Below are 19,184 nucleotides of genomic sequence, written 5' to 3'. Positions count from 1 at the left end.
CATCTGGACCCCATGAACCACTTCCGATCCATCGATCCCGCCAGCGGCGAAACCGTCTGGGAGGGCGCCGCCGCCTCGCCCGCAGAGGTTCAGGCCGCCGTCGACCGCGCCCGCGCGGCCTTCCCCGACTGGGCCGACCGCCCGCGTCAGGAGCGCATCGACGCCCTCAAACGCTACCAGGCCGTTCTCAAGGAGCGCGCGCCGCAGATGGCGGAGGCGATCAGCCGCGAAACCGGCAAGGCGCTGTGGGAGACGGCGACCGAGCTGGCCGCCATGCAGGGCAAGGTCGACATCTCGATCCGCGCCTATGACGAGCGCACCGGCGAGCGCACGGCGGAGACCGCCTTCGGCCACGCCACCCTGCGCCACCGCCCGCACGGCGTCGCAGCGGTGCTGGGCCCGTTCAACTTCCCCGGCCACCTGCCCAACGGCCATATCGTCCCGGCCCTGCTGGCCGGCGACACCGTCGTCTTCAAGCCGTCGGAAGAGGCGCCCCTGACCGGCCAGCTGATGGCCGAGGCCTTCGCGGCCGCCGACCTGCCGCACGGCGTGGTCAATGTGGTGCAGGGCGCACGCGACACCGGCGCGGCCCTTCTCGACAGCGGCATCGACGCCCTGATGTTCACGGGTTCCGGCGCGGCGGGCGCTCACTTCCGGCGGAAGTTCGCCGACGACCCGCACGTCATCCTCGCCCTCGAGCTGGGCGGCAACAATCCGCTCGTGGTCTGGGACGCCGCCGACGCCGAGGCCGTGGCCGGCATCGTGGTCCAGTCCGCCTTCATCACCACGGGCCAGCGCTGCTCCTGCGCCCGCCGCCTGATCGTGCCGGAGGGGCCGCGGGGCGACGCTATCGTCGAGGCGGTGGAATCAATGGTTGATCGCCTGATCTTCGCGCCGTGGAATTCGTCGCCCGAGCCTTACGCCGGGCCGCTGATCTCGCAGAAGGCGGCCGAGGCGGCGCTGAGGGCCCTGCAGGACCGGATCGACATCGGCGCGAAAGTAATCCGCGCCTCGGGCCCGGTTGAAAACCTGCCCGGGGCCTTCGTGACGCCGGCGATCATCGATGTCACCGGCGTCTCCGTGCCCGACGAGGAGATGTTCGCCCCCTTCCTGTCGGTGACCCGGGTGTCGTCGTTCGACGCCGCCATCGCCGAGGCCAACGCCACCCGTTACGGCCTCAGCGCCGGTCTGATCAGCGACGATCCGTTCCACTGGCAGCGCTTCATCCGCCGCATCCGCGCGGGCGTGGTCAATTTCAACCGCCCGACCACCGGCGCCGCCGGCGACATGCCGTTCGGCGGCCTCGGCGCCAGCGGCAACCACCGCCCCTCCGCCTCCTACGCCGCCGACTACTGCGCCTATCCGGTGGCCAGTTTCGAGGCTGAGTCGGTGAAGAATATAGAGAGCGAGATCAGGGGGTTGAGCTGATGGAGTTCGATCGCTTCTCGAAGCCGGAGCGAATCAGGCCGGGAGGACGTGAGCGCGCTCGCCGCCTGCGGGCCGAACCGACGTGGACGGAAGCCAGGCTTTGGGAACGGCTGCGGCTCCTCCCGATCCGGATTCGACGCCAGGCTCCGATCGGTCCGTATATCGTCGATTTCGCCTGCCTTCGGGCCAAACATGTCATCGAAGTCGATGGCGGCATTCACAGCCAAACCGATGTCGCGCTGCGTGATATCAAGCGGGACGAATGGCTGAACGGTCAGGGCTACCGCGTCCTCAGGATCGACAGTCGCCGGATTCCAGACGAGTTGGACGCCGTCGTCGCGGAAATCGTTCTGGCGATCCGCCAGACGTCTCCCCTTCCCCTCGAGGGGGAAGGGGCCGGGGGATGGGGTGAGGGCTCGATGTCCGGCGGGCTGGCGCGTGAGGCGGGATCGAGCCTCTCGCGGCCAGCTGGCCAACAGCCTGCCTCCACCCCTCCCAACCCTCCCCCTCGAGGGGAGGGCTTTTGATGAAATCCGTTGAAGCCAATGCCGATGGCCTGATCGGCCCGACCCACTCCTATGCCGGGCTGGCGCCGGGCAACCTCGCCTCCAGCCTCAACGCCGGCGAGGCGTCGAACCCCCGCGCCGCGGTGCTGCAGGGCCTGGACAAGATGAAGCGGCTCGCCGACCTCGGCCTGCCCCAATACGTCCTGCCGCCGCACGAGCGGCCGAACATCCCCTTCCTGCGCTCGCTCGGCTTCACCGGCTCCGACGCCGCCGTTCTCGAGCGGGCGTGGAAGGACGCGCCGTCCTTCGCCGCCGCCGCCTGTTCGGCATCGCCGATGTGGGCCGCCAACGCCGCGACGGTGACGCCAAGCGCCGACGCGGCCGACGGCCGGGTGCATTTCACGCCCGCCAATCTGGTCACCAACCTGCACCGCTCGCTGGAGCACGCCCAGACGAAGCGGGCGCTCGACGCCCTCTTCCCCGATCCCACTCGGTTCGCCGTCCACGACGCCCTGCCCCCTGTCGCCCACCTCGCGGACGAGGGCGCGGCCAATCACGTCCGCCTGTGCGCCGATCACGGCGAGCCGGGCGTCAACCTGCTGGTCTGGGGCCGCGAGGCCTGGGAGCACTGGCAGGGGCAATACCCCGCCCGCCAGACCCGCGATGCCTCGGAGGCCATCGCTCGCCGTCACGGCGCGTCCGGCGTCGTCCTCGCTCGCCAGTCAGCCGCCGCCATCGCCGGAGGCACCTTCCACAACGACGTGGTCTGCGTCGGCGCGTTGCAGACCCTGTTCTTCCACGAACTGGCCTTCGAGCACACGGCCCGGACGCTTGACGCCATCCGCCGCGCCGCCGACGACCGATTCGAGCCGGTCTTCGTCGAGGTCCCGGCCGCCGACCTGCCGCTGAGCGACGCGATCACCAGCTATCTGTTCAACTCGATGCTGGTGCGCCTCCCGGGCGAGGACCGCCTGACCCTGATCTGCCCGACCGAGACCCGCGACAACGCCCGCAGCCACGCCGTGGCGGAGAGCCTCGCCGCCTCCAACGGCCCCATCGGGCGGGTCGAATACGTCGACGTGCGCCAGTCGATGCGCAACGGCGGCGGCCCGGCCTGCCTGCGCCTCCGTGTCGTGCTGACCGAGGCCGAACAGGCGGCGACGAACCCGGCCATGCGCATGACCGACGAGCTGCACGCCCGCCTGACGATCTGGGCCGCGACCTGGTACCGCGACACGCTCAGCCCGGCCGACCTCGCCGATCCGGCGTTGCTGGACGAGAGCCGCGGCGCGCTCGACGAACTGACCGCCATCCTCGATCTCGGCGGCGGCTTCTATCCATTCCAGCGGGTCTGAGATGTTCACCCACCGCATCGCCACCGAGGCTGACATCCCCGCCCTCGTCGCGCTGATGGACCGCGCCATCACCGGGCCGCTGGCCGACTTCCTGACGCCCGACCAGATCGTCGCCAGCCGCAGGCTGATGGGGATCGACAGTCAGATCATCGCCGACCGCACCTATTTCATCGTCGAGAAGGACGGCGTTCTCGCCGGCTGCGGCGGCTGGAGCGGGCGGATCACGGAATACGGCGGCGACCACACGCCGGGCCGGGTCCCCTCCCCGCTGACGCCCGGAGTCGACGCCGCCCGCATCCGCGCCATGTACACCGCCCCGGAGTTCCTGCGCCAGGGCGTCGGCCGCCTGATCCTCGGCCTGTGCGAGGACGCCGCCCGCGCCGCCGGCTACGACCGCGCCGAACTGGTCGCCACCCTCGGCGGCGAACCGCTGTACCGCGCCGCCGGCTATCGGGAGATCGAGCGCTTCGAGGACGATCGCGGCGGCGCCCCCGTGCCGCTGGTCAGGATGGGCAAACGGCTGGATGATGCCACCCTCTGAGGGGGGATCCAAAAATGACCGACGCCGCCATGACGCCCGCCCGGCGTCTGCGCAATATCATCGGCGGCTCGGCCGGCAATCTGGTCGAGTGGTTCGACTGGTTCGCCTACGCCGCCTTCACCGTCTATTTCGCGCCGGTCTTCTTCCCCAGTGGCGACAGCACGGCCGAACTGCTCAAGGCCGCCGCTGTATTCGCGGTCGGCTTCCTGATGCGCCCGGTGGGCGCCTGGATCATGGGCGTCTATTCCGACCGGCGGGGCCGCAAGGCCGGGCTGACCCTGTCGGTCAGCCTGATGTGCGCCGGCAGCCTGATCATCGCCTGCACCCCCGGCTACGCTGCGATCGGCCTCGCCGCCCCGGCCTTGCTGCTGCTCGCGCGCATGCTGCAGGGCCTGAGCGTCGGCGGCGAATACGGGTCGTCGGCCACCTACCTGTCCGAAATGGCCACCGCGAAACACCGCGGCTTCTGGTCCAGCTTCCAATACGTCACCCTTATCTCCGGTCAGCTGCTGGCTCTGCTGCTGCTCATCGTGCTGCAGAACACCCTCGGCGAGGGCGCGCTGGAGAGCTGGGGCTGGCGCATTCCCTTCTTCGTCGGCGCCGCGCTGGCGGTCGTCGTGTTCTGGATCAGGCGTCGCGTGGACGAGACCTCGGCCTTCATCGCCACGGACATGGGCGAGGCGCCGAAATCCAGCGCCTTGCTGCTGATGCTGAAGCACCCGAAGGAGGCGTTAATGGTGATCGGCCTGACCGCCGGCGGCACCGTTGCCTTCTACACCTACACCACCTACCTGCAGAAATTCCTCGTCAACACGACCGGCTTCAGCAAGGCCACGGCGACCGAGATCAGCGCCGCCGCCCTGCTGATCTTCATGCTGATCCAGCCGGCCGTCGGGGCCCTCTCCGACCGCATCGGACGCCGGCCGGTGATGGTGGCGTTCGGCGTGTCGGGCGTGCTGTTCACCGCGCCGATCATGACCGCCCTGTCCGGCGTCGACAGCCCGTTCATCGCCTTCCTGCTGGCCATGGCGGCGCTGGTCATCGTCAGCGGCTACACCTCGATCAACGCCGTGGTGAAGGCCGAGCTGTTCCCGGCCCACATCCGCGCGCTGGGGGTCGCCCTGCCCTATGCGATCGCCAACGCCCTGTTCGGCGGCACGGCCGAATACGCCGCCCTGTGGTTCAAGGACAACGGCATGGAGAGCGCCTTCTTCTGGTATGTGACCGCCCTGATCGGCGTGTCGCTGCTGACCTACATCCGCATGCGCGACACCGGCCGCAACAGCCTGATCGTCCACCCCGACTGATCAGGCCGCGAACCGTCCGCCCCTGGCCGCATAGGCCTGGGTGCCGCGGGTGAAGACCCGGTCGGTCGGCAGGATGGCGTCGATGGGGATGTCCTCGGCGCCCTTCAGCCGGTCGTAGATCGGGCCGAAGTCCTGCAGGGTGTCGCGCTTCAGCTGATCGATGCTGTCGATGACGAAATAGACCTGCTGGAAGTCGTCGATCCGGTACAGCGTCCGCATCACCCGCTCGAGGTCGAAGCCCAGCCGGTTCGGCGACGGGTCTTCGAGGGCGAAGACACTCTCCGTGGCCGACGAGACGATGCCGGCGCCATAGATGCGGAGGCCGTCGGTGTCCTGCATCAGGCCGAATTCGACGGTGTACCAGTACAGCCGGGCCAGGTTCTGCAGCATGCCCAGCGACGCCGCCCGCTGCCCGCCCTTGCCGTAGGCCTCCATATAGGCGGCGAAATCGGGATCGGTCAGCATCGGCACATGGCCGAACACGTCGTGGAAGATGTCCGGCTCCTGCAGGTAGTCCAGCTGGTCCGGCTTGCGGATGAACTGACCCGAGGGGAAGCGCCGGTTGGCCAGGTGGTCGAAGAACACCTCGTCCGGCACCAGGCCCGGCACGCAGACCACGGTCCAGCCGGTCAGCGCCTGCAGCTTGGGGTTCATGGTCTCGAAGTCGGGAATCCCGCCGGTGTTCAAATCGAGCGCCGTCAGCCCCTTGAGGAAGACGTCGGCCGCCCGGCCGGGCAGGATCTTCATCTGACGGGCGTAGAGGGTGTCCCAGGTCGAATGCTCGACCGCCGTATAGGCCGACCAGTTCTGCGGGATGGTCCAGTCCGCCGCGGCACCCTCCGGCGGTGCTTCGAAAACGTGCTCGAAATCGGACATGGGGCGCTCCTGCTTCGTCGGACTCTGGCGGTCCCTGCGCCCTTTCTAGGCCCCCACCGCGAGGCGCGCCAGCGTCAGTGCCGGCCTCAGTGGATGGCGTGCGACTTCGGCGCGTGACGGCCGTTGCGGTCAACGGTGAACCAGCGCGTCTCGGCCTCGCGGGTGACCGCCGTCAGCTCCGGATCGTGCTCGAGCGCGTCCTCCGGTGCATAGGCGACGAACCCGCCCCCGACGCCGAGCGCCAGCACCTGGTAGAAGGGCTGATCGGGCGAAATCTCCCCGGTCTCGCCGGCCTTGCCCGCGAACACCGGGTCGACGTCGATCACCACGCCGCGGAAGGCGGCTTCGCGGTGGCGGACGATCTGGCCGAGGCCGAATTTGGCGATGATCTCATGGGTCATGGCGTCATGATGCGCCAGCCAACCTGAGCGATATGACCGCCGGCCCGTTCATTTTCGCGTCAGCCGTCCTTGGCGTGGGCGCGGCGGCGGGTCTAGGTTGTGCGGGACGGGCGCCACTTCGGACCGCCCACCGTGAAAGTTCGGCCCATGCCGGAGACCGACGCCCCCGGGGGCGCCCGGTCCCAGCGACCCGGGTCCGGCGGCCGGCGCGCCAGGGGCGGCGCCTCCGACGGCTCCGGCACATCAGGTCGGGAGCCGCCCCTGTACGGGGCCCTCGATCTGGGGACCAACAACTGCCGCCTGCTGATCGCCCGTCCGGCGCGCGACGGCTTTCGGGTGGTCGATTCCTTCAGCCGCATAGTTCGGCTCGGCGAGGGCCTGTCACGCACCGGCCGGCTCGACGACGCCGCCATGGAGCGGGCCTATGAGGCGCTCGTCCAGTGCGGCGAGCGCGTCGCGAAGAAGGGCGTCGAGTCCAGCCGGCTGATGGCCGTCGCGACCCAGGCCTGCCGCCAGGCCGACAACGGCGCCGCCTTCATCGAACGGGTCCGGCAAGGCACCGGGCTTCGTCTGCGCATCATCGATCCGGTCGAGGAGGCGCGGCTGGCCGTCGAGGGCTGCCTCAACCTGTTCGACGACACGGCAGAGGCGGTGCTGGTCGTCGATGTCGGGGGCGGCTCCACCGAACTGAGCTGGCTGAAACGGACCGACGGCGGTTTCGTTCTCGAAGGCTGGATGTCGGCGCAGATCGGCGTGGTCACCCTCGCCGAGCGCCACCCGGAGCCCGCCGGAGCGTCGCCCGCCGCGCTGGAGGGCTGGTACGAGGCCATGGTCGCCGACATGGGCGAGGCCCTGGCCGCGGCCCCGATCGATCCCGCCCTGCGCGAGGTGTTCGCCGCCGGTCGGGCCCATCTGGTCGGCACCTCCGGCGCCATTACCAGTCTGGCCGGCATCCACCTCCGGCTGCGGCGCTACCAGCGCAACCTGGTCGACGGTCTGTGGATGACGCGCGGCGACTGCGAGAAGGCGGCCGAGCGGCTGATGCAACTGGGCCCCGCCGGACGCGCCGCCGAGTCCTGCATCGGGCCCGATCGCGCCGATCTGGTGCTGGCCGGGGCGGCGATCATGGAGGCGGTCCAGCGCGCCTGGCCGTCGGAACGGGTCAGGGTCGCCGACCGCGGCCTGCGGGAGGGCCTGCTGCTGCAGAAGATGCGCGAGGACCGCCGCCCGCGCCGGCACCGCCCCCGACGCCGACTCAGTTCGCGACCTGCACCGGCAGGGTGACGTCGCAGACCGAGAAATCCGCGCCCTTCGCCGCCCGCGCCGCCTCGACCAGCGCCCGGAAGCGCGCCGAGTCGTGCGCCAGCACCTGCACCATCGGGCGTTCGGCCTCCGGCATGTCGGCGGCGACGCGCACGCGGGTCATCTGGTCGGGCTGAGCCTGGGCCATCATGCCGTTGTCCCCGTCGCCGACCTGCAGCGAGCGGACGACGTCCAGCCCGGCCACCGTCATGCCCCAGATGGTGTAGCGTTTGTCGAGCGCCGGATAGGCCTGCCGCATGATGAAGAACTGGCTGTTGGCTGTGTCGTTGCCGACGTCGCGGGCCATGCCGACGACACCCGGACAGTAGAGGCCCCAGCCGTGGACCTTGCCGTCGCTGCTGGTGGCGAACACGGCGTCCGGCTGGGTCTGCACCGGCAGGGAGTTGAAGAAGCCGAGCCGGGCCCCGGTGGGCTCCGCCACGGCCGCGAAGGACATCGTCGGGTCGCGCCGGAAGGTGAACTCGGCGACGAGGTCCGGGAAGGGGCTCTGGCCCTCGCCGTTGCCCAGAGGGTCCCCCGTCTGGGCCATGAAGGTGTCGATCACCCGATGCCACGGGATGTTGTCGTAAAAGCCGCGCCGGGCGAGCAGCTTGATCCGCTCGACGTGCAGCGGCGCCACCTCGGGCGTCAGCTCGACGAGGATGCGCCCCTTGGTCGTGTCGATGACCAGCAGGTTTTCGGCCGGAACCGCGCGCCATTCGGTGGCGGCGATCGTCGTCTCCGCCGTCGGAGCGGGCGGAGGCGGCGGCGTGCCGGCGACGTCCTGCGCCAGGACGGGCGCGGCGAAAAGGGCGGCGGCGAGCAGAGCGGCGGCGGATATCGACTTCATGGTTCCCTCCCCAGGATCCCGGACAGTATGGCTCAGCCCCCGACGACCTCGGCCGGCGGCTGCACGTCGCAAACGGTGAAGGCGGCGCCGCGCGCGGCCCGAACCCGCTCGACCTCGGCGCGCAGGGCGGCGCCCGTCGCCACGCGCACGGTCGGCCGCTCGCCTTCGGGCAGGGCGGCTGCGGTCCGGGTGCGGGTCATCACGTCCGGATCGGGCACGGCCCCGTTCTGGGCCTCGGATCCGGCCTTGAGGGCGCGGACCACGTCCATGCCCGCCACGACCCGCCCGAACGGCGTGTATTTGCCGTTCAGCTCGTCCTTCGGTCCGGTCATGAGGAAGAACTGGCTATTGGCGCTGTCGAGCGAGTTGGCCCGCGCCATGCCGGCGACGCCGGTGCAGAACAGCCCCTGGGCGCCCGCCTTGAAGTCCGCCGTAACCATCATCTGGGCGTCAGGCTGGGTGATCACCGGCACGGAGCCGATCAGGCCGGCCTGTCCCTGGGGCGTAGACGAGGCCGGGACGAAGCCGGCGTCGCGGCCGCGTCGGAACTCGAACTCGCCGGGCAGGTCGGGAAGCTGGCTGCCACCCTGCCCCGTGCCCATCGGATCGCCCGTCTGGGCCATGAAATCCGGGATCACGCGGTGGAATTTCAGCCCGTCGTAGAAGCCCTGATCCGCCAGGGTGCGGATGCGGTTGACCGCCTGCGGGGCCATGCGCGGCTCCAGTTCCACCAGGATGCGGCCCCTCGCGGTGTCGATGACCAGCAGGTTCTCGGGGGCGACGGTGCGCCAGTCCGACGCTGCGGTCTGGGCGACCGCCGGCGCGGCGGCCAGCAGCGAAAGCGTAAGCGCGGCGGCGGTGACGATCTTCAAGCTGTAACTATCCCTTGACCTTGGCCCGCACCGCCGCGGCGACGGTCGGGCTCACGAAACTGTCGATCGCGCCGTCCAGCCGGGCGATCTCCTTGACCAGCCGCGAGGCGATGGCCTGGTGCCGCGGGTCGGCCATCAGGAAGACCGTCTCGATGTCGGCATTGAGGCGCTGGTTCATCGCCGTCATCTGGAACTCGTATTCGAAGTCCGCGACGGCGCGCAGCCCGCGCACGATGATATTGGCGTCGAGCGACTCGGCGAAATGCATCAGCAGGCTGTCGAACGGACGCACCTCAACCTTGTCGCCGAGATGGGCGACCTCGGCGCGGACCATGACCACCCGTTCGTCGGTGCTGAACAGCGGCCCCTTGTCGTCATTGCGCGCCACGCCGATGACCAGCCGGTCGACCAGCTTCACGGCCCGGCCGATGATGTCCATATGCCCGTTGGTGACGGGATCGAATGTGCCTGGGTACAGGCCGATGCGCATACGTTCCTCCCCGCCTTCCCAGCGGTTTAGCAGGTGGGACGGGGACGGCCTAGATCGGCTGACAGGGCTGTGACGCCCAGGCGGCCCGCAAGGCGTCCAGCGGCGCCGGGCCGAAGACGTGGCCATCGATGGAGGCTACTGCGCAGGCGGGCGTCGCGCTGTTGCAGAGGAAGGCGGCGTCGAACCGCGACAGCTCCTCCAGCCTGACCGGTTCGATCGTTCCCACCCGTCCAGCCGCGTCGAGCCCGCGTTGCAGCAGCGCCTGCGCCACCCCCGCCAGCATCGGAGCCTGCGGCCAGACGACCTCGCCGCCTCTGAGAAAGCCGATGTTCCAGAGGCTGCCTTCGGACACCCGCCCCTCCGCGTCGACGAGGAGCGCGTCGTCGAATCCGGCCGCCCGCGCCGTCCGTCGCGCCCGGATCAGCCCGAAAGTCGCCACGTGCTTCAGGTGCGGAGCCTCGCGGGCGTGAACCTGCGTTTGCAGACGCACGCTCTCCGCCAGCGGCGGCGGCGGGGCGAAGGTCGCCGTCATGACCTTCGGCGCGCCCGTCCAGCCAGGCGTGCGAGGCGATATCTCGGGCGAGAACAGGCTGACCCTCAGCCAGCAATGGTCCCGGCCCCCGACCGCGCGGCGCATCAGGTCCCGCAGTCGGGCTTCCCCGGGCGTTTCGCCGAACAGCTCCCGCGCCGACGCCTTGAGCCGCTCGATGTGCAGGTCCAGCCCCCGCACCGCGCCCTCTTCCACCCTGAAGGAGGTGTAGGCGCCGTAGTTGACCAGGGCCACATGGACCAGATCCGCCGGGGTGGCGGGAACGCCGTCGATCAGGATGTCTCCGGCGTCCGCCATGTCGCGTCCAGCGGAGAGATCAGCTCTCGCCGCTGTCCTCTCCGCCCTCCGGACCGGCTTCGAGGTCGCCTTCGACCTCATCGTCCCCGCCGGAATCCGGCAGGCGCTCGACCGAGACGACCCGCTCGCCCTCCGCCGTGCGGAAGATGGTCACGCCCTGGCTGGCGCGGCCGACGACGCGCACCTGGCTGACCGGGGTGCGGATCATCTGACCGCCCGAGGTGACCAGCAGCAGGTCGTCGCCTTCCTCGACCGGGAAGGACGCCGTCAGCCGGTCGCCGGCGCGTCCGCCGAGGCCGTGGGCCGTCAGCCCCTGCCCGCCCCGTCCGGTGCGCCGGTATTCATAGGCCGAGGACCGCTTGCCGAAGCCGGTCTCGGTGACCGTCAGGATGAACTGTTCGGCGGCCCCCATCTCGGCGATGCGCTCGACCGACAGGGCGGCTTCCGCGACCGTTTCGTCGTCCGCCTCCGCCGGCGTGTCGTCCTCGTCGCCGGCGGCGCGGCGCATGGCGTTGGCGTGCTTGACATAGGCGGCGCGCTCTTCCGGCGTGGCGTCGACCCGGCCCAGCACGGCCATCGAGATGACCTCGTCGCCCTTCTGCAGGCGCACGCCGCGCACGCCGGTGGAGTCTCGGCCCTTGAACACGCGGACATCGTCGGCCTTGAAGCGGATCGCGCGGCCCAGGGCGGTCGTCAGCATGACGTCGTCCTCGGCCGTGCACAGGGCCACGCCGACCATCCGGTCGCCCTCTTCCAGCTTCATGGCGATCTTGCCGGCCCGGTTGACGGTGGCGAAGTCGCTCAGCTTGTTGCGGCGCACGTCGCCCGACTTCGTGGCGAACATGATGTCGTAGTTCGCCCAGTCCGCCTCGTCCTCGGGCAGCGGCAGCACGTTCATGATGCTGTCGCCCGGCTCGATGGGCAGCAGGTTGACGAAGGCCTTGCCCCGCGACTGCGGATTGCCCAGCGGCAGGCGCCAGGTCTTCAGCTTGTAGGCCTTGCCGTTGGTGGCGAAGAACAGCACCGGCGTGTGGGTCGAGGCCGAGAACACGCCGACCACGGCGTCGTCGTCTTTCATCGCCACGCCCGAGCGGCCCTTGCCGCCGCGGTGCTGGGTCCGGTAGGCGTTCAGCGCCACGCGCTTGACGTAGCCGCCGTGGGTGACCGTCACGACCATGTCCTCGCGCGGGATCAGGTCCTCGACCTCGAGCTCGAAATCACCCTCGCCGATGACGGTGCGGCGCGGCACGGCGAACTCGGACTTCATGGCCAGCAGATCCTCGCGGATCACTGCCAGGATGTTGGCGCGGTCGCTGAGCAGGGTCAGGTGACCCTGGATGGTGTCGGCCAGGCTGCGCGCCTCGCCGAAGATGTCGTCCCGGCCGAGGCCGGTCAGGCGTGACAGGGTCAGGGCCAGGATGGCGCGCGCCTGTTCGTCGGTCAGGTTCAGCTTGTCGCCGTCGACCAGGGCCGAGCGCGGGTCCGCAATCAATTCGATCAGGGCCATCATGTCGCCCACGGGCCAGCTCTTGGCCTGCAGCCGCTCGCGCGCCTCGCTCGGGTCGGCCGAGGAGCGGATGATATGGATGACCTCGTCGATGTTGGCGACGGCCACGGCGAGGCCGACCAGAACGTGGCCGCGGTCGCGGGCCTTGGCCAGTTCGAACTTGATCCGCCGGACGACGACCTCCTCGCGGAAGTCGAGGAAGGCTTCCAGCAGCTGGCGCAGGCCCATCTGCACGGGACGGCCGTGGTTCAGCGCCAGCATGTTGACGCCGAACGAGCTCTGCATGGCCGTGAAGCGCCACAGCTGGTTCAGCACCACGTCGCCCGAAGCGTCGCGCTTCAGCTCGATGACCATCCGCATGCCGTCGCGATCGGACTCGTCGCGGACGTCGGAGATGCCCTCGATCCGCTTCTCGCGGACCATTTCGACGATCCGCTCGATCAGGGTCTGCTTGTTGACCTGGAAGGGCAGTTCGGTGACCACGATGGCTTCGCGGTCCTTGCGGATGGTCTCGATCGAGGCCTTGCCGCGCACGACGACCGAGCCGCGGCCCTCGCGCAGGGCGTTGCGGGGCGCGGTCCGGCCCATGATCTCGCCGCCGGTCGGGAAGTCCGGGCCGGGAACGATGTCGAGGATGGCGTCGTCGGAGATGTTCGGATCGTCGAGCAGAGCCACGGCCGCGTCGACGATCTCGCCGAGATTGTGCGGCGGGATGTTGGTCGCCATGCCGACGGCGATGCCGCCCGCGCCGTTGACCAGCAGGTTCGGAATCCGCGCCGGCAGGACGACCGGCTCCAGCTCTTTCTCGTCGTAGTTGGGCTGGAAATCGACGGTGTCCTTGTCGATGTCTGTCAGCAGGGCAAGCGCCGCCGGGGCCATCCGCGCCTCTGTGTATCGCATCGAGGCCGGCATATCCCCGTCGACCGAGCCGAAATTGCCCTGGCCGTCGACGAGCATCAGCCCCATGGAGAACGGCTGGGCCATGCGCACAAGCGCCATATAGACCGAGGCGTCGCCGTGCGGGTGGAAGCGGCCCAGCACGTCGCCGACGACGCGCGCGCATTTCGAATAGGCGCGGTCCGGCGTCATCTTCAGGTCGTGCATCGAATACAGGATGCGGCGGTGCACGGGCTTCAGCCCGTCGCGCGCATCCGGCAGGGCGCGCGACACGATCACGCTCATGGCGTAGTCGAGATACGAACGGCGCAGTTCGTCCTCGATCGTGATGGTGGAGATATCGCCGCCTGCGCCCGACGAAGGCGGCAGGGCGTTTGTATAGCTGTCGTCGGTCAAGGAAATCGGGCTTTAAATGGCCGGAATCGGAACGTGATCCGCTAAGGGTTTTTCTAGCATCCGGGGGCTGTGGAGGCAAAGCGAAGCCGCGCCCACGGACCGTATCAGACAGGGAATTTTCACCATGCGTCCTGCACGTCTCGCCTGCCTCGCCATTCTGCCGGTCACGGTCTCGCTGGGCGCCTGCGTCAACATCACCGCCAACGACTATTCCCCGCGGCCGCAGAGGGCTGTGATCGGCGATTTCGGCGAGGCTGCGCTGTTCGACGCGGCGGGCAGGAACGTCGGCCGGGCCACACTGACGCAGGGCCCGACCGGCCTGCTGATCCGCATCGAGGCGGACGGCCTGACGCCCGGCTGGCACGGCGCCCACATCCACGCGGTCGGCCAGTGCGCCGCGCCCTTCACCTCGGCCGGCGGCCACATCAATCACGCCGAGCCCAGGGCGCCGCATGGCCTGCTGAACGCCGGAGGTCCCGACGACGGCGATCTGCCCAACGTTTTCGCCGACGCCCAGGGACGCGTCCGCGCCGAGGTCTTCACCACCCGCGCCCGCATCGCCGGCGAGGGCCCCGGCCAGTGGCTGTGGGATTCCGACGGCTCGGCCCTCGTCATCCACGCCAATATGGACGACCACGCCAGCCAGCCGATCGGCGGGGCCGGCGACCGCGTGGTCTGCGGCGTCATGGCGGCCGGTTAGGCGGGCAGGCTTGTAAATGTGCGGCCAAGCCGGGCATCGTCCGGGAATGGCGCTGCTCTACGGTGATCCGGCCCCGACGTTCGCGATCGAGGGCGTCAGCAATCCCCGCTATGTCCTCGACACGGCGGCGGGCCGCTACCTGCTGCTCGCCTTCGTCAGGGCCGGGCCCGATCTGGCGCCCGCCGTGAAGCGCATCGAACAGCGCCGGGCCGCATTCAACGACCTGCACGCCAGCGCCTTCGTCGTGGTCGTCGGCGACGATCCGGACCGGAACGGCCGGGAAGACTCCCTGCCGGGGCTCCGCTTCCTGTTCGATACCGACGGCGCGGCGGCCGAGCTCTACGGCGCTCGCGACGCCGAGCGCTGGTTCCTGGTCGATCCCGCCCTGCACGTGATGGTGGCGGTCGGGCCGGAGCATGCCGGGGCGCTCGTGGACCGCGTCGCGGCCCTGCCGCCTCCCGCCGAGCATGGCGGGTTCGCCGCGACGGCGCCGGTGCTGGTCACGCCGCGCATCTTCGAGGCCGCCTTCTGCGAACAGCTGATCGCCGTCTACCGCGAGATCGGCGGCGAACCGTCGGGCTTCATGCGCGAGGTGGACGGCGTCACCACCCTGATGATGAACGACCAGCACAAGCGGCGCTCGGACGTGATCGTCGAGGACGAGGCCCTGCAGAAACAGGTGGTGGCGCGGCTCACCCGGCGGCTGATCCCGCAGATCGAAAAGGCGTTCAATTTCAAGCCGACCCGGATCGAACGCTATCTGGTCGCACGCTATGACGCCGAGACCGGCGGCTTCTTCCGGCCGCACCGCGACAACACCACCAAGGGCACCGCCCATCGCCGGTTCGCGGTCTCGATCAACCTGAACGCCGACTACGGCGGCGGCGACCTCCGCTTCCCCGAATACGGATCGCGCACCTACCGGCCGCCGCCCGGCGGGGCCTGCGTCTTCTCCTGCTCCATCCTGCACGAGGCGACGCCGGTGACGCGCGGCGAACGCTTCGCCTTCCTGCCGTTCCTCTACGACGAGCCGGCGGCGAAGATCCGCGAGGAGAACCTGAAATTCCTCGACCCGGCGCTGACGGCTTGAACTCTTCGCCCCGAAGCGGACCGCGCGAGGGCGGCTATGGGTGGGTAGCGGACGTTCCCGTGAGCGGCGGCCTGCCCGAAGCTAGATGCCTTGCGTTCTTTGGGGCAGGAGCGCCTCCGCTTCGGCCCGACTTCGCGCGGCCAAATAGCGTCTGTGCGGGAACTTGCGCCCGAGCAGAGCACAGAGATCGTAGGCAGAGCTGTCATTACTGATGAAAATGGTGCAGTTCCCCTCCTGACCCTTCGCACTGAACGCTGAGAATATTGAGTCCATCTCCTCGGGCGTCGCCTTTGCGTGTGAAACGCGTAGGTCGATGATCCAGTCCCAGCCGGCGACGCCGGGATGCTGCTTCACCAGCTGAACCGCCGTCTCCGCCACCCTGGCCTTCGGGGGCTCAGCGAGGACAGTCAGCCAAACCCGGCGCAGTCCCCGCTCCAGTTTGATATCGACGGACATGCTCCCATCTGAGCCACCGCCGGGAAACAAATACTTAACTCACTGCTTGCCTGGCTCCGAAGTCGGCCCACATCGGCGGTACCCGCGCCTTGAGGAAATCCGCCGTGCAAGCGTGCTCGACAGGATTTCGCGATTTTCCGGCGCAGGATCAGTCGGCCCGGAACTGCAGCTCCGCCAGCCGGGCGTAGAGGCCGCCGCGGGCCATCAGGGCCGCGTGGGTCCCCTCCTCCACCACCTGGCCGTCGTCCATCACCACGATCCGGTCGGCCCGCAGGACGGTGGCGAGGCGGTGAGCGATGACGATCGTGGTCCGGGTCTCCATGGCCTGATCCAGCGCCGCCTGCACCAGCCGTTCGTTCTCGGCGTCGAGGGCCGAGGTCGCCTCGTCCAGCAACAGGATCGGGGCGTCGCGGACCAGGGCGCGGGCGATGGCCATGCGCTGGCGCTGTCCGCCGGACAGGCTCTTGCCGCGTTCGCCCAGCGGCGTCTCGAATCCCTCCGGCAGGGCGTCGATGAAGCTCAGCGCCTGCGCCTCTTCCGCGGCCGTGCGAACTTCGTCCGGACTGGCGGATTCACGACCGAAGCGGATGTTTTCGCTGGCGGAACCCGAGAACAGAGGCGCCTCCTGCGAGACCCAGGCAAAGCGGCCCCGCACCGCCACGGGATCGGCCTCGCGCACGTCGACGCCGTCCACCGAGACCACGCCCGACTGCGGATCGTAGAAGCGCAGCAGCAGGCGGAAGACGGTGCTCTTGCCCGCCCCCGACGGACCGACCAGGGCCACGGTTTCGCCGGGCCGCACGGTCAGGGAGAAGCCCTTCAGCGCCGGCAGGTCGGGGCGGCCGGGATAGCTGAACCGCACCGCCGACATCGACACCTCGCCGACCGGCGGCTCCGGTAGGGCGCGCGGCACAGCGGGCGGCGCGATCGACGGCGTGCTGCGCATCAGTTCGTCGATCCGCTCCATGGCGCCGGCGGCCTTCTGAACTTCGCCCCAGCTTTCGCCCAGCGCTCCCACGGCCCCGGCCGCGAACACCGACAGCAGCACGAACTGCAGCAGGGCGCCCGGCGTCATCCGCCCCGCGATCACGTCCTGCGCCCCCAGCCACAGCACCAGGGTCACGCCGCCGAACATCACCGCGATGATCATGGCGGTCATCAGCGCCCGCGCCCGGATGCGGACCAGCGACACGCCGAAGGCCGCCTCCACGGCGTCGCCGAAGCGGGCGATGGCGCTCTTTTCGCGTCCGAAGGCCTGCACCGTCTCGATGGCGTCGACGCTCTCGCCGGCGAAGCCCACGGCGCTGGCGAAGCGGTCCTGCGAGGCCACGGTCAGCTTTCGCACCCTTCGCCCGAACAGGAACAGCGGCACGATCAGCAGCGGCACCACCAGCAGCACCAGCCCTGTCAGCTTGGGGCTGACCACGAACAGCAGGATGGTCCCGCCGATCAGGGTCAGGAAATTGCGCAGGGCGTAGGACACCGAAGTGGTCAGCAGCGTCTCCACCAGGGCGATGTCGGTGGTCAGGCGCGACAGCACCTCGCCGGTGCGCATCCGGGCGTAGAAGGCCGGGTCCAGGGTCAGGATCCGCTCGAACAGCCCCTTGCGCACGTCGGCGATAACCCGCTCGCCGGTCTTGGTGACGAAGAAATAGCGCACCGCCGTGGCGAGGCCGAGGAACAGCGCATTGGCGGCCAGCACCAGGAACCAAAGGTTCAGCCGCTCGCCGCCGTTCTCGAAGCCGTTGTCGATGGCCCCCCGCGCGGTCACCGTCAGGGCCAGCGAGGCCGCCGTGGACAGCATCAGCCACAGGGCCGCCATGGCCACGTGACCCTTGTGCCGCAGGGCGTAGGGCAGCAGCCGCGCCAGCGGGCGGATGTCGCGCCGCTTCGCCCGCCGCTCGCCCGCTTCGTTCATCTGCTCGGCCAGCAGCGCGCCGGCGCCGGGCCGTCCCCGAAGGTCGGCGGCGTCGGGAGCGGGGCGGTCGTATCGGTCATGGCGCGAGCCTCTTGCCCCGGAACGGCCCCCGGTGTAAACGCCGCCGCTCATTCCCGCCGCCGCCCGGCGGGTTTCTCATTTTCGCGCACCGACGGTCGGCATCGTCATCGCGCAGAGACCGGACAACGACCATGAAGGCCGATACCCACCCCGACTACCACTTCATCACCGTGACGATGACGGATGGTACGACCTACAAGACGCGCTCCACCTACCAGAAGGAAGGCGCCGTCCTGAATCTCGACATCGACCCGCTGACGCACCCGGCCTGGACCGGCGGCAACCAGCAGCTGATGGATCGCGGCGGCCGGGTTTCGCGCTTCAACAACAAGTTCGGCGGCTTCATCAAGAAGTAAACGGTCTGGCTTTGCGGCCACACCCACGGCGAAGACGTTCACGAAGGCGTCGGTCCCCGGACCGGCGCCTTTCTGTTTGGCCGGAACGCCGATAACATGGCCGCGTTGGACCACCGGGGCGTGAACGCAGGTCCTGCGTGGAATGGGCGAAGAGCAGCAGTGATGAATCGACGGCAACTGGGTCTGGGCGCGGCGGCGGCGGCCATCGCCTCGGCAAGCGGGATGGCCGCGAGGGCCCAGACCCGCGACCCCGCGGCTGTCGCCTTCTACGACAGCTTCAACGACCAGCTGGCGCGGCTCCCGGCCACCATTCAGCCGGACGTCCGCGCCTTCTATGAACTGAACGGCTGGCGGCCGGTGTGGACGCCGGAGCGGCTGCAGGCGCTGCGCAACGCCGCGGGCCGCGCCGAGCGCCACGGCCTGTCCCAGAGCGACTTCTTCGACTTCGACGCCCTCGCGGCGGTCCCCGCGGCGGCCGAGATGCGCACCACGGCGGCGGCGATGGGCTATGGCCGCGTCCTGGCCGAGGGCCGGGTGCGCCCCGAGACCGTCGAAGACCTCTGGGAGATGCAGAAGAACCGCGTCGACCTGCCCGTCGGCCTCAACGACGCCCTGGCCCAGAACCGGCTGGTGGACTGGTTCGAACAGCTGGCGCCGACCGATATAGGCTATTCCAACCTGTCGGCCGGCTATGTGCGCTACCGCCGGATGATCCGCGACGGCCGCAGCTGGCCTGTCTTCCGGCCCGGCCCGACGATCGAGCCGGGCACGAGCGATCCGCGCATCCCGGTGCTGATCGAGCGCCTCGTGGCCGAGGGCGACCTTTCCGCCGCCGACGGCGCCCGGCTGGCCGGCATGGGAACCTTCTACGGCCCCGAACTCGAGGAGGCCGTCCGGGGCTTCCAGGTCCGCCACGGCCTCGGCGCCGACGGCCGCATCGGCACGGGCACCCAGCGCTCCCTGTCGGCCTCGGCCGAGGACCGCGCCCGCCAGATCGCCCTCAACCTC

General features: G+C 69.7%; 19 protein-coding genes. 10 read left to right on the top strand and 9 right to left on the bottom strand.

Annotation, left to right across the window (positions count from 1 at the left end; translation table 11 throughout):
• The first annotated feature begins 12 nt into the window (after positions 1-12).
• The 5 genes from astD to VEC04_RS06830 are packed head-to-tail and all read left to right on the top strand — an operon-like array spanning position 13 to position 5,137.
• Positions 13-1,428 carry a succinylglutamate-semialdehyde dehydrogenase gene (gene astD, locus VEC04_RS06850; protein WP_324775171.1) on the top strand — a complete coding sequence of 472 codons (1,416 nt, stop codon included), beginning with the start codon at positions 13-15 and terminating at the stop codon, positions 1,426-1,428.
• A complete protein-coding gene (locus VEC04_RS06845; protein WP_324775169.1) occupies positions 1,428-1,955 on the top strand; it encodes an endonuclease domain-containing protein in 528 nt (175 codons plus the stop codon). The genes astD and VEC04_RS06845 overlap by 1 nt, the downstream gene beginning before the upstream one ends.
• Positions 1,955-3,289 carry an N-succinylarginine dihydrolase gene (astB, locus tag VEC04_RS06840; RefSeq protein ID WP_414642657.1) on the top strand — a complete coding sequence of 445 codons (1,335 nt, stop codon included), beginning with the start codon at positions 1,955-1,957 and terminating at the stop codon, positions 3,287-3,289. Before VEC04_RS06845 ends, astB begins: the two co-directional genes overlap by 1 nt.
• Position 3,290: 1 nt before the next feature.
• Positions 3,291-3,830 carry a GNAT family N-acetyltransferase gene (locus VEC04_RS06835; protein WP_324775165.1) on the top strand — a complete coding sequence of 180 codons (540 nt, stop codon included), beginning with the start codon at positions 3,291-3,293 and terminating at the stop codon, positions 3,828-3,830.
• A gap of 14 nt (positions 3,831-3,844) precedes the next feature.
• The gene (locus VEC04_RS06830) at positions 3,845-5,137 is read left to right on the top strand and encodes an MFS transporter (RefSeq protein ID WP_324775163.1); all 1,293 of its coding nucleotides are present in this window, start codon (positions 3,845-3,847) and stop codon (positions 5,135-5,137) included.
• Here VEC04_RS06830 and phhA read toward each other — a convergent pair whose 3' ends face one another.
• Positions 5,138-6,013 (bottom strand): phenylalanine 4-monooxygenase, encoded by an 876-nt coding sequence (phhA, locus tag VEC04_RS06825; protein ID WP_324775161.1) that lies wholly within the window; start codon positions 6,011-6,013, stop codon positions 5,138-5,140. It lies immediately after the preceding gene.
• An 86-nt stretch (positions 6,014-6,099) separates the two neighbouring features.
• A complete protein-coding gene (hspQ, locus tag VEC04_RS06820) occupies positions 6,100-6,414 on the bottom strand; it encodes a heat shock protein HspQ (protein WP_324775159.1) in 315 nt (104 codons plus the stop codon).
• A gap of 147 nt (positions 6,415-6,561) precedes the next feature.
• On the opposite strand from hspQ, the gene VEC04_RS06815 reads away from it, so the two are divergent.
• Entirely contained in the window at positions 6,562-7,698 is a 1,137-nt protein-coding gene (locus tag VEC04_RS06815; RefSeq protein WP_414642658.1) for a Ppx/GppA phosphatase family protein, read from the top strand.
• Here the strand turns inward: VEC04_RS06815 and VEC04_RS06810 are convergent.
• The 5 genes from VEC04_RS06810 to gyrA are packed head-to-tail and all read right to left on the bottom strand — an operon-like array spanning position 7,670 to position 13,575.
• On the bottom strand, positions 7,670-8,566 hold the full coding sequence (locus VEC04_RS06810) for a peptidylprolyl isomerase (protein WP_324775155.1): 897 nt from the start codon (positions 8,564-8,566) through the stop codon (positions 7,670-7,672). The genes VEC04_RS06815 and VEC04_RS06810 overlap by 29 nt on opposite strands.
• Before the next feature lie 32 nt (positions 8,567-8,598).
• A complete protein-coding gene (locus VEC04_RS06805) occupies positions 8,599-9,438 on the bottom strand; it encodes a peptidylprolyl isomerase (protein ID WP_324775153.1) in 840 nt (279 codons plus the stop codon).
• Positions 9,439-9,445: 7 nt separating this feature from the next.
• The gene (coaD, locus tag VEC04_RS06800; protein ID WP_324775151.1) at positions 9,446-9,928 is read right to left on the bottom strand and encodes a pantetheine-phosphate adenylyltransferase; all 483 of its coding nucleotides are present in this window, start codon (positions 9,926-9,928) and stop codon (positions 9,446-9,448) included.
• A 49-nt stretch (positions 9,929-9,977) separates the two neighbouring features.
• On the bottom strand, positions 9,978-10,775 hold the full coding sequence (locus tag VEC04_RS06795; RefSeq protein ID WP_324775148.1) for an aminotransferase class IV: 798 nt from the start codon (positions 10,773-10,775) through the stop codon (positions 9,978-9,980).
• Between the two features lie 19 nt (positions 10,776-10,794).
• Positions 10,795-13,575 carry a DNA gyrase subunit A gene (gene gyrA, locus VEC04_RS06790; RefSeq protein WP_324775146.1) on the bottom strand — a complete coding sequence of 927 codons (2,781 nt, stop codon included), beginning with the start codon at positions 13,573-13,575 and terminating at the stop codon, positions 10,795-10,797.
• Between the two features lie 124 nt (positions 13,576-13,699).
• On the opposite strand from gyrA, the gene VEC04_RS06785 reads away from it, so the two are divergent.
• The gene (locus tag VEC04_RS06785) at positions 13,700-14,275 is read left to right on the top strand and encodes a superoxide dismutase family protein (protein WP_324775144.1); all 576 of its coding nucleotides are present in this window, start codon (positions 13,700-13,702) and stop codon (positions 14,273-14,275) included.
• A 46-nt stretch (positions 14,276-14,321) separates the two neighbouring features.
• Positions 14,322-15,365 (top strand): 2OG-Fe(II) oxygenase, encoded by a 1,044-nt coding sequence (locus VEC04_RS06780; protein WP_324775142.1) that lies wholly within the window; start codon positions 14,322-14,324, stop codon positions 15,363-15,365.
• Positions 15,366-15,446: 81 nt separating this feature from the next.
• Here the strand turns inward: VEC04_RS06780 and VEC04_RS06775 are convergent, their stop codons facing one another.
• A complete protein-coding gene (locus tag VEC04_RS06775) occupies positions 15,447-15,821 on the bottom strand; it encodes a hypothetical protein (protein WP_324775140.1) in 375 nt (124 codons plus the stop codon).
• A 148-nt stretch (positions 15,822-15,969) separates the two neighbouring features.
• Positions 15,970-17,739: an ABC transporter transmembrane domain-containing protein gene (locus tag VEC04_RS06770; RefSeq protein ID WP_324775188.1), complete on the bottom strand. Its 1,770-nt coding sequence runs from the start codon at positions 17,737-17,739 to the stop codon at positions 15,970-15,972.
• Between the two features lie 212 nt (positions 17,740-17,951).
• On the opposite strand from VEC04_RS06770, the gene rpmE reads away from it, so the two are divergent.
• Together rpmE and VEC04_RS06760 are read left to right on the top strand one after the other, a co-directional pair.
• Positions 17,952-18,176: a 50S ribosomal protein L31 gene (rpmE, locus tag VEC04_RS06765; RefSeq protein WP_324775138.1), complete on the top strand. Its 225-nt coding sequence runs from the start codon at positions 17,952-17,954 to the stop codon at positions 18,174-18,176.
• A 162-nt stretch (positions 18,177-18,338) separates the two neighbouring features.
• Positions 18,339-19,184: peptidoglycan-binding protein (locus VEC04_RS06760; RefSeq protein WP_324775136.1), on the top strand; the 846-nt coding region annotated here is incomplete at its 3' end.

The sequence above is a fragment of the Brevundimonas sp. genome (genome assembly GCF_035626535.1).
GTDB lineage: Bacteria > Pseudomonadota > Alphaproteobacteria > Caulobacterales > Caulobacteraceae > Brevundimonas.
Note: the sequence above shows the minus strand (reverse complement) of the source record. Positions and strands in the feature narration are given on the sequence as shown.